Origin of the sequence: Deinococcus deserti VCD115, from assembly GCF_000020685.1 — a bacterium.
Taxonomy (GTDB): domain Bacteria; phylum Deinococcota; class Deinococci; order Deinococcales; family Deinococcaceae; genus Deinococcus; species Deinococcus deserti.
The window spans coordinates 495,135-508,759 of sequence record NC_012526.1 but is presented as its reverse complement, the minus strand read 5'-3'; the positions used below and the strand labels follow the sequence as shown (position 1 = coordinate 508,759).

Annotated in this window: 12 protein-coding genes and 1 tRNA gene; 5 read left to right on the top strand and 8 right to left on the bottom strand. The window is 66.4% G+C overall.

The features are described 5' to 3' along the window. The first annotated feature begins 29 nt into the window (after positions 1-29). Both DEIDE_RS02530 and DEIDE_RS02525 read left to right on the top strand, forming a co-directional pair. Entirely contained in the window at positions 30-413 is a 384-nt protein-coding gene (locus DEIDE_RS02530) for a 4'-phosphopantetheinyl transferase superfamily protein (RefSeq protein ID WP_012692398.1), read from the top strand. Between the two features lie 71 nt (positions 414-484). Continuing rightward, a complete protein-coding gene (locus tag DEIDE_RS02525) occupies positions 485-1,330 on the top strand; it encodes a Cof-type HAD-IIB family hydrolase (RefSeq protein ID WP_012692397.1) in 846 nt (281 codons plus the stop codon). Here the strand turns inward: DEIDE_RS02525 and DEIDE_RS02520 are convergent. Together DEIDE_RS02520 and DEIDE_RS02515 are read right to left on the bottom strand one after the other, a co-directional pair. Next, complete coding sequence (locus tag DEIDE_RS02520; RefSeq protein ID WP_242402944.1) at positions 1,300-1,710, bottom strand: hypothetical protein; 411 nt, start codon at positions 1,708-1,710, stop codon at positions 1,300-1,302. The two genes, DEIDE_RS02525 and DEIDE_RS02520, sit on opposite strands and share 31 nt — an antisense overlap. Before the next feature lie 105 nt (positions 1,711-1,815). Then, complete coding sequence (locus DEIDE_RS02515) at positions 1,816-3,048, bottom strand: class I SAM-dependent RNA methyltransferase (protein ID WP_012692395.1); 1,233 nt, start codon at positions 3,046-3,048, stop codon at positions 1,816-1,818. Positions 3,049-3,131: 83 nt separating this feature from the next. On the opposite strand from DEIDE_RS02515, the gene DEIDE_RS19355 reads away from it, so the two are divergent. Then, a complete protein-coding gene (locus DEIDE_RS19355; protein WP_193589556.1) occupies positions 3,132-3,308 on the top strand; it encodes a hypothetical protein in 177 nt (58 codons plus the stop codon). 115 nt (positions 3,309-3,423) lie between these two features. On the opposite strand, the gene DEIDE_RS02510 is transcribed toward DEIDE_RS19355, so the two are convergent. The 3 genes from DEIDE_RS02510 to DEIDE_RS02500 all read right to left on the bottom strand — a co-directional run bounded on the left by DEIDE_RS02510 (position 3,424) and on the right by DEIDE_RS02500 (position 6,296). Continuing rightward, positions 3,424-3,888 (bottom strand): DUF6789 family protein, encoded by a 465-nt coding sequence (locus tag DEIDE_RS02510; RefSeq protein WP_041226996.1) that lies wholly within the window; start codon positions 3,886-3,888, stop codon positions 3,424-3,426. A gap of 215 nt (positions 3,889-4,103) precedes the next feature. Next, complete coding sequence (speA, locus tag DEIDE_RS02505) at positions 4,104-6,026, bottom strand: biosynthetic arginine decarboxylase (RefSeq protein ID WP_012692393.1); 1,923 nt, start codon at positions 6,024-6,026, stop codon at positions 4,104-4,106. A 194-nt stretch (positions 6,027-6,220) separates the two neighbouring features. Beyond that, a tRNA-Asp gene (locus DEIDE_RS02500) sits at positions 6,221-6,296 on the bottom strand. Between the two features lie 79 nt (positions 6,297-6,375). Here DEIDE_RS02500 and DEIDE_RS02495 point away from each other — a divergent pair. Then, entirely contained in the window at positions 6,376-7,389 is a 1,014-nt protein-coding gene (locus tag DEIDE_RS02495) for an asparaginase (protein ID WP_012692392.1), read from the top strand. 10 nt (positions 7,390-7,399) lie between these two features. Continuing rightward, the gene (locus DEIDE_RS02490) at positions 7,400-8,425 is read left to right on the top strand and encodes a serine hydrolase domain-containing protein (protein WP_012692391.1); all 1,026 of its coding nucleotides are present in this window, start codon (positions 7,400-7,402) and stop codon (positions 8,423-8,425) included. A 1-nt stretch (position 8,426) separates the two neighbouring features. On the opposite strand, the gene DEIDE_RS02485 is transcribed toward DEIDE_RS02490, so the two are convergent. The 3 genes from DEIDE_RS02485 to DEIDE_RS02475 are packed head-to-tail and all read right to left on the bottom strand — an operon-like array spanning position 8,427 to position 13,613. Continuing rightward, complete coding sequence (locus DEIDE_RS02485; RefSeq protein WP_012692390.1) at positions 8,427-9,503, bottom strand: hypothetical protein; 1,077 nt, start codon at positions 9,501-9,503, stop codon at positions 8,427-8,429. A 34-nt stretch (positions 9,504-9,537) separates the two neighbouring features. Continuing rightward, the gene (locus DEIDE_RS02480; protein WP_012692389.1) at positions 9,538-12,306 is read right to left on the bottom strand and encodes a TonB-dependent receptor; all 2,769 of its coding nucleotides are present in this window, start codon (positions 12,304-12,306) and stop codon (positions 9,538-9,540) included. After that, positions 12,303-13,613: a SpoIID/LytB domain-containing protein gene (locus DEIDE_RS02475; protein ID WP_012692388.1), complete on the bottom strand. Its 1,311-nt coding sequence runs from the start codon at positions 13,611-13,613 to the stop codon at positions 12,303-12,305. Before DEIDE_RS02475 ends, DEIDE_RS02480 begins: the two co-directional genes overlap by 4 nt. Between the last annotated feature and the right edge of the window lie 12 nt (positions 13,614-13,625).

The following is a 13,625-nucleotide window of genomic DNA, read 5'->3' as shown; positions in this document are numbered from 1 at the left end:
AACCTCGCAAGCCACTATGCTGCGGGGTAATGATTGTCGCGGTGGGCCATGACCTGATCGAGATCGAGCGCATCCGGCGCATGTTGCTCCGGGAGGGACCACGTGCCCAGAAGCTTTTCGCCCCGTGCGAACTGGAATACGCCGCGCGTCTGAGCGACCCTACTCCCAGTCTGGCCGCGCGCTTTGCTGCCAAGGAAGCCTTTCAGAAGGTCTGGCCTCGCCCGCACGGCTGGCGGGACGTCTGGGTCGAGCGCGAGCGCACGCCTGACGGCCCCTTTCCCTTTACGCCGCCGGTACTGGGCTTCACCGAAACCATTGCCGAGGAGATGCGTGAACGCGGCTGGGTCGCCCACCTGACCCTGACGCACACCAAGGAGCACGCCTCAGCCGTGGTGGTCCTCGAAGAGCGTTAGATCGGTCTGCCTGCAGCCGCGCGCCTCGTTCCAGTCACCGGCTACACCGCCCGGACCTTAAACTCACCCCCATGCCCATCCGCCTGATCGCCACTGACCTGGACGGCACATTGCTGCGCCGCGACCTGAGTGTCAGCCCACGTACGCGCCGGACGCTGGACTGTGCGCGGGCCGCCGGGCTGCATGTGGTGCCGGTCACTGCCCGGCAGCCCCGGGGAGTCCGCCGCATCGCCGAAGCTGCCGGCTTTAATGGCTGGGCACTGTGTGGCAACGGCGCGCACGGAGTTCACCTGCACACCGGCGAAGTGCTGTTCGAGGCGCATGTACAGCAGGACGTACAAAGGGCGGTGGCACAGGCGCTTCTTGTCCAGGTCCCTGAGGTCCTGTTTGTCAGTGTGCGCAATGGTGGCGAGGTCTTTGTGGCTCAGGAGGGCTATGCCGACCTCGCGCACTTCGAGGACCACAAGCGTGATCCTGCTGAGATGGGCACCTTTTCGCTTCAGGACGTGCTGGAGCAGCCCAGCCTGAAGTTCATCGTGCGCCACCCCTCCCTGAGCCCCCGCGAACTGCTCGCGCACGTGCAGGCGTTGAAACTCCCAGGCTTCGCCGTTACCCACAGCGGCGCCCCATTTCTGGAGGTTCTGGCTGAGGGCGTCAGCAAGGCCTGGGGCCTGGAACGGCTCTGCGCCCATCTTGGTGTGCGGCGCGATGAAGTCCTGGCCTTTGGAGACGCACCCAACGACGCTGAAATGCTGGCCTGGGCGGGTCGCGGCGTGGCTATGGCCAACGCAGAGCCGGAAGCCGCGGAGGCCGCCGGGGAACACACCCTCTCAAACGAGGACGACGGGGTGGCCGTGGTGATCGAAGCGTTGCTTGGTATGTCCTCTCAGGGTGAACTGGCCCGGGCCAGTTCCTGACCTCCGTTCCCGGTGATGGTAAAGGTGTAGCTCTGGGCGTCCAGCGCCACCCAGTTCACGCGCTGCTCCATGCAGGCGTCAGGAAGCACCAGTTCGGCGGCCGCCGGATAGCGCCGGTCGATGCTGCTTTCCCGGTAGGTCTCCAGGGTACGGGTCAGGTCGTTGGCACAATTCTGGGCGGCAGCGCGAAGGGTAACTGCACGCGCATTCGGGGACGCCGTGGGCAGAGTCTGCGCGCGGTTCTGGAGTTTCCGGACCTGGGCTTCAAGGGCCGCGACGCGGCGGGCCAACGCCTCATTCTGCGCCCGCGCCTGCTGGTCCTGACAACTGGTAAAAAGTGAAGCCAGAAGCAGCATGAGAAGCAGAGCGGGCCGTGTCACGCGCCGCAGGCTAACGCACAGTCCTGCGTGAGTGCGCCTTCCGGTGCCCACTGTTATGTTTTGATGAACCGCCGCCCGCAGCTGTGCTTCTCGGAGTGCTGAGCTTCAGCGGTTCAGGACGCTGACGATCTCCACATGGCTGGTCTGGGGGTAGAAGTCATGAGGGGTGACCTCACCCAGCTTCCAGCCTCGCCGCAGCAGATCACCGACGTCCCGCGCCCAGGTCGCCGGGTCACACGAGACGTACACCAGCCGGTCCGCGGTACTGGCATGGATCTGCTCACGGGCTTCCTCATCCAGACCGGCGCGGGGAGGATCCACCACGATGACGTCGGTGCCCAGTTCGCTGAAGCGCGCGGCGTCGCCACTGCGGTAGACCACGTTGTGCTCACCACTGACCGCCACATCCTGACGGCCACGTGACAGGGCTTCGGGCGCTGAGTCCAGCACCGTGACCTTGCGGAAGGCCGAGGCCAGATGCCGGCCGATAGCGCCGGACCCGCCGTACAGGTCCACCGCGTGGTCCCCCTCGCCGGCCAGCTGCGCTGCGCGCAGGTACGCCAGCCCGGCGGCCTGAGGATTGACCTGAGCAAAGCCGGTGGCCGAAACACTGACCTGCACCTGCCCGAACTGCTCACGGATCTCGCTCTCGCCGGCGATCAGGCGCACGCCCGCGCTGAAGCGCCGGCCGGCGGGCTGGGCCAGGCTCACTCCTACGACCCCGGCGTCCATCAGATGATCACTGGCGCGCAGGTACTGCCGGGTCTCGCCAGCGCCGATCAGGGCGGCCACAACTTCCCCGGTCAGGCCGCTGGCCCGGAAGGCCACCTCGGTCGCGGGGTCCAGCAGAGCCGGGTTGATCCGGTCCACGACCGCCTGGATCTGCGGCATCACCAGGGGGTCCTTGTCCACCACCAGCGGGTCGCTGCCGCGCCGTTCGCGGTAGGCCAGGCCCTGCGGCGTGACAAGGTACTGCGCGGTGTTGCGGTAGGCCCAGGCCTGCGGACTGGGCACCGTGTCGTTGACGGGCCGGCGCACTTTGGCAATACGGCTCAGGGCCTCTTCCACGAAGGCCTTCTTGTAGGCCAGCTGCGCCTCATAGCGGGCGTGGGCCAGGTCGGCGGTCGGCAGTTCAGGGGCGTCGACCCGGTCGGGGCTGCGCCGCAGTACCTCAACCACCGTTCCCTGGCGCACACCTTTCCCGGCACGTACACGTGCGGTGACGCGCTCGCCGGGCAGGGCGCCGCGCACCAGCACCACGCCGGACTCGTCACGGGCGAGCCCCAGCCCCCCCGCGACAAGCTTCTCAATTTCCAGCGTAAGTAATGGCTCGGACATAGATACAGGGTAGCGCGGCGCGTGAAGAAATGGCCCGGCCGGGCCTCATCCACGGTGTCCTCACAAACCGACAGAATCACTGTATGAAACGCACCATTCCCCTTCTGATCGCCGCCCTGTTGCTCGCCAGCTGTGATGACGGCGCCGAGACCGAGACGGATACCTCCACCAGCACCACCACTACCACCAGCACCGATCAGGAAGACACCACAGACACCACACAGAGCACCTCTACCACCACAACCGAAGAAGAGAAATAAAGCGGCGAGGCCTGTCAAGGCCTCAGGAAACAAGCCTCCGGTGCCTATCAACGCGCACCGGAGGCTTCTGTTGGAGCGGCCAATCCCCATCGGGGCTCCGCCTCAACACCCGGTCCTACCGCCGGCTCGTTGACCGCTCGGCCAGCACCCCTGTCACCCCACCCCAGATAAAGTGCGCCACGATCATCAGCATGTTGCGCCGCGCAGGGTGATGAGTCGCTGAGCTCAGCAGCCCAGTGGCCGGTAACAGTCCCAGGTAACTGCCGGTCCACACAAAAATTCCCAGACCAACTCCCTTGAGCAACGGTGGCCCGGGAAGGTCCTTCAGGGGCGCGTACAGCGCTCCTACCGCCGCGCCGTAGGCAAAGTGATTGACCACCGTGGCCGCCTTGAGGGCCGTATCGTTCTCAGCGACGCCCTCCAGGCCAACAGCTTCGGCGGCATGCTCGGTAATCTGCTCGGGAGGCAGAGGGTATCGCTCGCGCCGGGGCAGCAGCCAGTGCTGCGCTCCCAGCATCCAGACCGACATCGGCAGGGTCGCGACCAGTCCGGCCACGGCAGATTTCAAAAACGGGTTCATGGCCGGATCATGAGGGGCCAGCAGGTGAGAGAAACGTGCCCTGGCCTAACGGGCGTTGACCTGGGGTCCTGTGATCGGCCCCGGGGCCATGCGCAGTCCTCATAGATTTCGTCCAGGCGTCTTCAGAAGACCCCTGGACGGTGGTGCTGATTCCTGGATTTTACTTCCCGGTGAGATGCCGCTGAGCGTCCGGACCAGTTCAGCCAGAAGCAGACTCAGCTTTCTTCGTACTCCAGATAGGTGTACCCCAGCAGTTCCTCGCCGTAGTCCTCCAGCAACTCGTGCTCCTGCCCGGGAGTCAGGGTCCCGACCTTGAGCGCCGCGTCGGCCTGGTCCTCGATAGAGTCGCGCAGCATGGGTTCCTCATAGCCCATCGACTCGATCATGCGCCGGGCCTTCTGGCCTCGCACGAACAGGTCAATGTTGAACCGGCCGCCGGGCCGTACTGTGACGTGCGCCTCGCTGACCTTGCCAAACAGGTTGTGCGAGCTGCCCAGAACGTCCTGGTAGGCGCCCATCAGGAACACACCCAGGTAATACGGCTGCTTGCCGGGCTCGTGCAGGGGCAGGGTGGCTTTGACGTCCCGCAGGTCGATGAATTTTTCGATCTTGCCGTCCGAGTCGCAGGTGATGTCCACCAGCGTGGCCTGCCGGGTGGGCTTCTGGTTCAGGCGGTCGAGCGGCACGATGGGAAACAGCGCCTGGATCGCCCAGTTGTCGGGCAGGCTCTGGAACAGGGAGAAGTTGCAGATGTACTTATCCGCCAGGACCTTCTGCAGATCTTCAAGTTCGTCAGGCACGTACTTCTCACTCTGGATCAGCTTGGAGATCTTGCGCAGGATGGCGTTGAACAGCGCCTCACCGCGCGCGCGGTCCTGCAGCGTGACGTAGCCCAGGTCAAACAGGTCGTGCAGCGTCTGCTTGTCGCCGACCGCGTCGTTGTACATCTCGCGGTAGTTGCGCATGGAAATGTTCTGCACGATCTCGTGCATGTCCTTGATCAGCTGGTGACTGTCCTCGGCAGGTGCCACGAGTTCCTGGTCTTCCAGGTTGCGGGTGGGGCCCGTGACGTCGATCACCGGCAGGATCAGCACCGCGTGGTGGGCCGTCAGGGCCCGGCCGGACTCGGAGATGATGATCGGCTCAGGCACCCCGCGCGCCTTGCAGGTTTCCTGAATGGTGTACACCACGTCGGCGGCGTACTCCTTGACGGTGTAGTTCATCGAGGCATAGAAGGTCGTCTTGGAGCCGTCATAGTCCACACCCAGCCCGCCGCCCACGTTCAGGTACTTGAGTTCGGCCCCGGCGGCAATCAGGCCGGCGTAGGTCTGGGTGGCCTCGCGGACAGCGACCTTAACCCGGCGGATGTCGGTGATCTGCGAGCCGATATGGGTGTGCAGCATGACCAGCGAGTCGATCATGCCCTCCTCTTTCAGGCGCTCGACCACCCGCAGCAGCTCGTAGGCATTCAGACCGAACTTGGCCTGATCGCCGCCGGATTCCTCCCACTGCCCTGACCCGCGCGCATGCAGCTTGAACCGGACCCCGATGGCCGGCCGGACGCCCAGCGCCTTGGCCTGCTTGAGGATGCGGTCAAGTTCGCTGAACTTCTCGATGGTAATCACGACGTTCTTGCCCAGCGTGCGGCCCCACAGCGCCAGCTTGATAAAGCCGTCGTCCTTGAAGCCGTTGCAGCACAGCAGGGCGTCGGGGTGCATGCGCTGGGCCAGACACAGGGCCAGCTCGGCCTTGCTGCCGGCCTCCAGACCGTGCGCGTAGTCGTAACCGGCCGACGCCACAGTCTCGACCACCGCGCGGCGCTGGTTGACCTTGATGGGAAAAACACCCTGGTAATGCCTGGTATAGCCGTACTCGGCAATGGCCTGCCCAAAGACCTCGTTCAGGTGCTTGACCCGCCCGGCCAGCACCTGCGGAAACCGCAGGATCACTGGCAGGCTTTCGCCGCGGTCGACGATCTCATCGACAATCGCACGCAGCGGCACATGCAGGCCGGGACTGGTGGTGGCCTCCAGCTGGCCTTTGTCTGAGACACGGAACCAGCCGCCACTCCAGTTGGGAACCTGGTAGAGCTCGGCAGCGTCAGCAGTGGTGAATCCGGGGGTGGGGGTAGTCGTCACAACAGGCGTCCTCCATAGGTAAGGTAGGCTCGCCGTGCGCGGGGTTCGGAAAGTAGCAAATGCCTTTCACGGACGCCGTGCGAAACCGGGGCAAATGATACGGCACCTACCCCCCCTGTGCGCCGGGGGCCGGGTTGCATTCTGTGGTCAACAACAAGAAGCGAGACCCTTAAGGGTCTCGCTTCTTCTCATTCTGGCGGTCCGGACGGGATTTGAACCCGCGACCTACTGCGTGACAGGCAGTTATGCTAACCGCTACACTACCGGACCAGCGGACAAGAGATTAAAGGGCTGGGCAGCGGAAGTCAAGTCAGCCAGCCCTCTGTGGCGCTCACGCTACCCTGCCAGCATGTCTCTCTCTGAACAGGTGCAGGCCCCGGGCCAGGTGCAGTACACCCGCGGCGGCCTCAACGAAAGCCAGCACGAGATTCATGTCGCCGTGGTCGACCCTGCTGGGTGGGTGGTGGCCTCCTGTGGAGACGCGGATCTTGTGACCTTTCCGCGCAGCACCAGCAAGCCGGTGCAGGCCCTGCCGCTGGCCCGTGTGGCTCCAGAGCTGCCGGCTGACGAACTGGCGATCGCCTGTGCCAGCCACGCCGGCACCCCCGCCCATCTGGCCGTGGTCCGGCGCCTGCTGGCCCGCTCGGGCAGCACAGCCGCCGACCTGCTATGCGGTGCACACCCACCTTTTGACGCCCAGGCCGCAGCCGAGCTGATCCGCACCGGTACGGCGCCGACTCCACTGCACCACAACTGCTCGGGAAAACATGCCGGGATGCTGCTCAGCTGTGCCCTGTACGACTGGCCCAAGGAAGGCTACACCAGCCATGACCACCCTCTTCAGGTCAAGATCCGGGCTGCACACGCCCAGCTGGCCGGGGTAGCGCCCGAGCATGTGCACGCTGGGACAGACGGCTGCAGCGTGCCAGCCTTCGCGCTGCCGCTCAGTGGCATGGCGCGTATCTTCGCCCGGCTGGCCGATCCACGCTCCGACGCGGTGCTTGGACGCATTTTCAGCGCCATGACGATCTACCCCGAACTGGTGGCCGGGCCAGGACGGCTGGATACTACCCTGATGCCGCTGGTTCCAGGCCTGGTTACCAAAATGGGTGCCGAGGGCTTTTTTGGCATGGGCCTGCGTCAGACTTCACGAGGTCCGCTGGGGGTTGCCTTCAAGATCATGGACGGCGGCGAGCGGGCCCGGCCCTTCGTGGCGCTGGCCGTCCTCGAAGCCCTGGGCGTGCCCCTGACTCCGGAACTCCGGGCACTGGCACCATCAGTCCAGCGCAACTGGGCCGGGCGCGAGGTCGGTGAGGTGCAGGTGAAGCTTGCGCTGCACTGGAGGCCCGAAGCCGCACTCTAGGCTGCACGCCATGTTTCGCCGCGACCCGCACACCGCCGCGCTGGCCCAGGCCTCTGAGGTGCTCGGGCAGGATGTGCGGCACCTGCGCGCACTGGTCCGCCTCGCATTTGCCCGTGGCGGCGTACTGGCCGTTGCGAAGGCCGGGCAGCGGGTGGCCGTGCCCCTGGGGGGCGTGCCGGCAGACGGACTGTTCGAACTGGCCAGTGTGACCAAACCCTTTACTGCCGCATTGGCGGATGCCCTGGCGCGTCAGGGCTGCCTGGACTGGGCCACGCCGCTGCGCCGCCTGGGTGGCCCCTTCCGGGGGCTGCCAAGGGCGCTGACGCCTCTGGCCCTGGCGACACACACTGCTGGCCTGCCTGCCCACCCGGCCCGGGCCGCGATGACCACCCTGACCCGGTTCCACGATCCCTACGGGGGAATGAGCCCACGGCATGCCCTGGCCAGTGCAGCCCGCTGGGCCAGTGCCGGGCAGGCGGGCCGGTTTCAGTACTCCAACCTGGGTGCCGGGGTGCTTGCGCTGGCCTGCGCTGTCTCGGCTGGTGAGGACCTGAGTGCCGACGGGTACGGACAGGCACTCAGAACCTGGGTGACCGGCCCACTGGAGCTGGCAGACGTGAGCCTGACTCCGGGCCAGAACGTAGTGACGCCCAGAGGCGTGCTGGGCAGCTCGGCGGTGACGGGCTTCGGGCCGCTCACCGGTGCTGGGGGTTTGTACGGCAGCGCGGCCGATCTGCTGACCTTTGGTGAGGCCCACCTGACGGGCCGCGCGGGAACACACTGGAGCGGGCTGCTCAAGCCAGCCGGACTGCCCCGTCCGCTCAGTGGCGTGGCTCCAGGTTGGATGGCTTCGGGCACTACACGCTGGCACGACGGGGTAGCGCGCGGCACCCGCACCGGCCTGGGCTTTGATCCTCAGTCCGGCGTGGTGGTCGCGCTGCTGGTCCGTGGTGGGGTTCCAGTGGTGGGCGTGCGGGGCGCGGTCCCTTTACTGTTGAGCGCGCTGCTGGGAGCAACGCGCCCGGAAGCCCATTGATTCAGGGGACCAGCCAGGTCACGCTGCGTGCGTCGTTCAGGCCGCTGATGACCGTACGCACCCGCCAGTTGCCCTGGGTCAGACCAAAGGCAGTGTCGTAACGGGTCAGGGCAGTGCCGCTCAGGGTGTAGAGCAGGCCGGTCGGGGTGATGGTCACGTCCCGCAGGTCGCTGACAAAGCTGGTCACGGTGGCAGCCGCAGGACGCACACCATCCCACAGCAGCAGGGGTCCTGTTGAGGTGGCGTTGTTGCGCCAGGCCGCCAGCAGGGGCCGGCTGCCCACCGGACCCGTCCACAGCCGGTCGTAACGGTCTGTGCCAAAGGCCTTCAGGGCTGCCGCCGCGTCAGGCTCCCCGGTGGCCTTGAGCGGCTGGATACCGGTATCGGTCGCGGCCAGGACCTGGGCCGTCCCTCCTGCCGCTGAGTAAGCCGCCAGATCACGAACCGCCGGCACAGGCAGCGGCACACTGACCTCGGCGACCGTGTCGCCGTTATTTACCGGAGCCACGCGCAGCACCTCGCTGCCTCCACCCATCCGGGGGCGGGTCACCAAGGCAACGTCGCGCCCGGCAGTTGTATCGCGCACGACCGCCAGCCTCATTGGGGGCACGTCATTGCCCATGACAGGCAGAAAGGTAGGCAACAGGGCCGTCCAGACCAGAACACCGTCGTCCCGGTACAGCGCCAGACGCTGTGGGCCGCCCTGGCATTCGCTGAGGGTCAGCAGGCGGTCACGGGCGACGGTCGTGGCGGTCTGGCGCAGGCAGGGAGTAAACGGCAGCGCCGCGAACGGCTCGGCGGTGGTCAGCTGAGCGTTGCGGCGGTCCACACCGTCCGTGCGGGTCAGGGCGAAGCGCTGGCCACTGGACAGCGTATCCACACTGATGCCACCCGTCACGGTCTGGCGGGCCAGATCGGTAAAAGGAGTGCTGGAGGTGTCCTCTGCGGGAGTCAGGGTGCGCAGTGTGGCGCCGCCGTCGGTCAGCAGCGCCAGGGGAAGGTTGGGGGTGCTTTCCTCGGTGCCGGTACAGGCAGCGAGCAGCAGGGGCAGCGCAAACAGGGCGGAGCGGGGGTTCACGGGCGGTCACCTCTTGAGGAGCGGGGCTGAGCCATCAGGGCAGCAGCGGAATATCAAATCCTTCCTTGGTCAGGTCGAACAGCGGATAAAAGGACTGACCGGGCAGGCCGACAGCCACACGGTAGCGTCCCAGCCCCAGGTCGGCTTCCGCCTGCAGGGCCCAGCAGCAGCGGTCGATGGTCAGGCCGATCACCGGCGAGATCGGCGTGTAGTTCTGGCGCACCCCGTCGACCCAGGTAAAGGTCTGGCGCAGGCTGGCGGTCAGGTAGGCGCCGGGTTTCTCACCGTTGCCGATAGCCACCGTGGCCCGCACCGGCGCCACCGTCAGCGTGTCGGTGGCCACATCGTTGGGGAAGGTGCCACTGCGGGTACGGCTGTACAACACGCGGCCGGAGATCGCGGCGCGGCTGCCGAACTGCCAGTTGGCGTCGGCGTCCACCCGCGCGAGCTCGGTGCGTTTCTGGTCCAGGCCCGCCACGTTGATCACGGCGACCAGCCCCAGCCGTTGACCTGGACGGGTCACACTGACGGTGCCGGTCAGGGTCGGCGCAGTCCAGCCACCCCGGCGCAGGTCGTACGGGCCCCCGTACAGCAGATTCCAGTTATTTGCACTGCCCTGCACAGTGCCCACACCAAACGTCACCGTGCCGCTGGAGGTCGCCGTGGCCGGCGGTTCGAGCAGCAGGTCATGGGCGGTAAATGCCCGGTACTGCCCGCGCCAGGTGACGCTGTGCTCGCCACTCATGCGGGCAGGCTCCAGGTAGAAGGTTTCACGCCCCGCCACCGTGACCGGATTCAGTACCACGTCGCGTGTGGTGGACAGGCTGTAGGTCACGCCGAGCTCACTGACCGGCTCGGTCTTGAAGTCGTGGATGGCGTAGACCGTGAAAGTGTTGGTGCGCAGGTCCCCGGTCACGGTGGCACCGACCCGGAACGGAATCAGACCGGTGCCCTTGCGGTAACCCCCTGTGGCGTTCAGGGACAGATTCGGGAATGGCCAGGGGCTGCTGCGCGTCACGGTGGCAGGCTTCGCTGGCTGCGTTTCGGTCGCGGGCTGCGCCGGAGTGACCTTCGGTGTGCCGCTGTCCGGGTCGCTGAGGGTCACGTTGTACGTAAAGTCCTGCAACTCGCCAGTATCAATGCTGTGGCGCAGCGAGGCGTCCAGGCGCAGGGGCAGGCGGTTGACGCTCAGGGTGACGCCCAGCGGCTGCTGCTCCTGCGGGCCCAGGAACAGATCGCGGGTGTACGAGATGCCGAAGCGGACATCCCGGACCGGCACGGTGCTCAGCGTGATGCTGACGGGCGCGCTGAGCACCCGGCGGTTGACCGCGTCGAACGCAAAGGGGCTGGTGCCCTCGGTGCGCAGGTACCGCGCCCCGAAGGTGACGGTGTTGTCCACATTGAACCGCTGGGTCAGCTCGCCGCTGACGAGCAGGTCCACCGTGCGGGCCCCGGTTCCGTAGTACCGCCCGGTAAAGGTGTTGCGCAGCCGCAGGTCCGCACCCGGCCAGGGCTGGGCAGAGTAGGACAGGTCGTGCTGCTCTTCCAGCCGGGTGGTGGTGATGTTGATGCCCTGGGCACTTGCACTGCGTGAAAGCGGGTTGCTCTGGGCGGTGTACTGCCCGGCGCTGACGCGGGTGTCCAGGCTGAAGTTGCCGTTGGTGTACACCTTGGGGTCAATGATGACTTCCGGTTCTTTCAGCGGCGTGGTGATGGGCGTGGTCGCTTCCGGGCCGAAGCGGTCAACGTAGTTGAATTCAGCAGTGAAGCGGGGATACTCCACCTTGGCGCCAAAGTTCACGTTGGTGACTCCGTAAGTCCCGTCGCCCTCCTTGCGCCCGATATCGCGCCGCGTCACGCTCACGCGGTAATCCAGGTCGCGCACCGCCTCGGTCAGGGGAATCCGGCCGCTGGCGCTGAAATCGATATCCAGGTCGTAGCCGGGGTTCACTTTCCCATCTGCCGTGAGCGGCTTGGGGTTGGCCAGGGTGTACAGGTTGATGCGGTCCACATACGGCAGCGGCGCGTACGAGCGCAGCGCCACGCCTACTCCCAGGCTGGGACTGCGGTTCTGGTAATAGCGCAGCAGGGTGGTGCCCAACGTGTTCGAGCCGATTGAGAAAGGCAGGTCCGCTTCCACAGTCGTGCCGTCCCGGGCGTCACGGCCGATCTCCAGCCGGGGCTGGCGGTCACGCTCGTTCAGGGGCAGCACCAGCACCGGCAAGAACAGCACCGGCACGTCTACGAGCAGCAGTTGCGCGCGGTAGGCGATCAGCCGGTCGCCGGGATACACGATCAGGCGCTCTGCCCGGAAGGCAAAGTCGTTGGGGGTGCGCCCGCAGCGGGCGCAGGTCGTGAAGTAGCCTCCGCTGGCACGCAGCTGGCCTGGAATGCGCTCAACTTCCGTGCCGCGGATTTCCAGTTCATCATCGCTGATCAGCACGTCCTCGCCGGTGATCTGCTCCTCGCCCAGGTCGACCACCAGGTTTTCACCGCGCAGGTCCTGCCCATCTTTGGCTGTGGTGTAGCGGGCCGCACCAACGAGCGTCAGGGTGCGCCGGGTGCGGTTGAACTCCACCCGCCGGGCGCGCACAACGTCGTCGTCAACACGCAGTTCCACGCTCTCACCGGTGATGATCACCAGTTCCTGGCCGTCCACCTGACGCAGTTCCAGCGTATCGGCCGAGATGATCCGGACAGTACGGGCTTCTGCGGCGCCCATCGCGCCGGCCAGCAGCCCCAGGGTCAGCAGAGCGCCACGAAGAAATCCGGCGCGCCGCTTCGGTGCCGTGCAGCCCTTCATGGCACACCCGGGCCGGCCCGCATGGCCAGCCATGAGGGGCCAGCAGGTTCAGGGAAAGACGGTTCAGGAGGGCTTCTCAGAGCTGGAGCAGGCAGAGGCCGTCCACCGGCCAGCACCGGACCAGCGCCTTCACGCACGCGGGCCAGCCGGTTGAGGGTGGTTCCCGGATAGTAGAAGCCCAGCACATGCATGTAGTCGTAGCCCTGCCGTGCGAGTTCCAGCGCACCGTACTGCGAGAGTCCCACGCCGTGTCCGGCGCCGCTTCCCTCCACGATCAGGGGGCTCAAGCCGCTCAGGGTGGCGCGGCTGCTCATGGCGCCCAGGGCCCGGACGAAGCCGCCGGCCTGTGCTCCGGAAATCCGGGCCACGCCAGCCGCGCCGCTCAGCGTGATTTCCTGCGGCCGCCCAGATTCGCTGACACGCGTGACGCTCACACTACGCAGGTCTCCGACTTTGACCCCAAACTGCGAGGCCACTGTCTGCACCTTGCTCAGCGGCACTTCCAGGCGCCACCGTGACCGGGGCCCGCTGGTCGAGAAGGGGTCGGCCTTGGCGGCCAGATACGGGATTTCCTTGCCCCACACTTCCGCGCTGGAAGCAGTGAAGCCGCCCGAATCGCTGCTGAAGTAGGTGCTGGCAGGTTTACCGCCGTAAGCGATGACCTGTGAAGCGGTGGCGGCAATAGCGGCGTCGGTCCCAGGCTTTTCAGCATCCATGCCACGGTAGACCTGGCAGCTTTCGGTGGCGCAGGTGTCGTAAGGCGCCGCCGGGTTGATGCGGGCAGCAACGTAGGTCCGCGCGATCACCGCCTGCGCGGCCAGGGCACCGACCGGCCAGCCACTGGGCATTTCGGCCGGCACCACGCCCCGCAGGTAATCTTCGACATCGACCACGTTGATGGCCTGAACGCCCCCGTCCTGGGCACGCAGCAGCACCCCACCTCGGTAGAACCGCCCATTGATTTCCACCACACTGCCCGGAGCTGGCGGCAGGTACAGGGCCGTATTGCCCGCGTCCTGACCGCCCAGGGTCAGGTGCGCGCCCGGCTGACGGCCGGAAGTCCCGACCACCCAGGTATTCATGGCCTGAGGCTGGGGCAGACCCGCCAGTACAGAGGGAGCCACCAGCGGTGAGGTGGGCGTGGGGGTTACCGGTACCCGCACCGTGACCTGCTGTCCACTGGAGACCAGCACGCGGACAGTCAGCGCCTTGGCGTCAGACAGGGCACCAAGCACCAGGGCCGCCCCCAGGGCACTCAGGCTGCAGTGGCCCCACGAGCCGCGCCGGGAACGCAAACGGAAAGGCATGATAGTCCGGAG

Excerpts from the sequence above, each read along its gene's own strand:
- DEIDE_RS19355 (WP_193589556.1), top strand. The coding sequence starts at position 3,132 with ATGAAACGCACCATTCCCCTTCTGATCGCCGCCCTGTTGCTCGCCAGC.
- DEIDE_RS02490 (WP_012692391.1), top strand. The coding sequence starts at position 7,400 with ATGTTTCGCCGCGACCCGCACACCGCCGCGCTGGCCCAGGCCTCTGAG.
- DEIDE_RS02495 (WP_012692392.1), top strand. The coding sequence starts at position 6,376 with ATGTCTCTCTCTGAACAGGTGCAGGCCCCGGGCCAGGTGCAGTACACC.
- DEIDE_RS02510 (WP_041226996.1), bottom strand. The coding sequence starts at position 3,888 with ATGAACCCGTTTTTGAAATCTGCCGTGGCCGGACTGGTCGCGACCCTG.
- DEIDE_RS02515 (WP_012692395.1), bottom strand. The coding sequence starts at position 3,048 with ATGTCCGAGCCATTACTTACGCTGGAAATTGAGAAGCTTGTCGCGGGG.
- DEIDE_RS02480 (WP_012692389.1), bottom strand. The coding sequence starts at position 12,306 with ATGAAGGGCTGCACGGCACCGAAGCGGCGCGCCGGATTTCTTCGTGGC.
- DEIDE_RS02475 (WP_012692388.1), bottom strand. The coding sequence starts at position 13,613 with ATGCCTTTCCGTTTGCGTTCCCGGCGCGGCTCGTGGGGCCACTGCAGC.
- DEIDE_RS02530 (WP_012692398.1), top strand. The coding sequence starts at position 30 with ATGATTGTCGCGGTGGGCCATGACCTGATCGAGATCGAGCGCATCCGG.
- DEIDE_RS02525 (WP_012692397.1), top strand. The coding sequence starts at position 485 with ATGCCCATCCGCCTGATCGCCACTGACCTGGACGGCACATTGCTGCGC.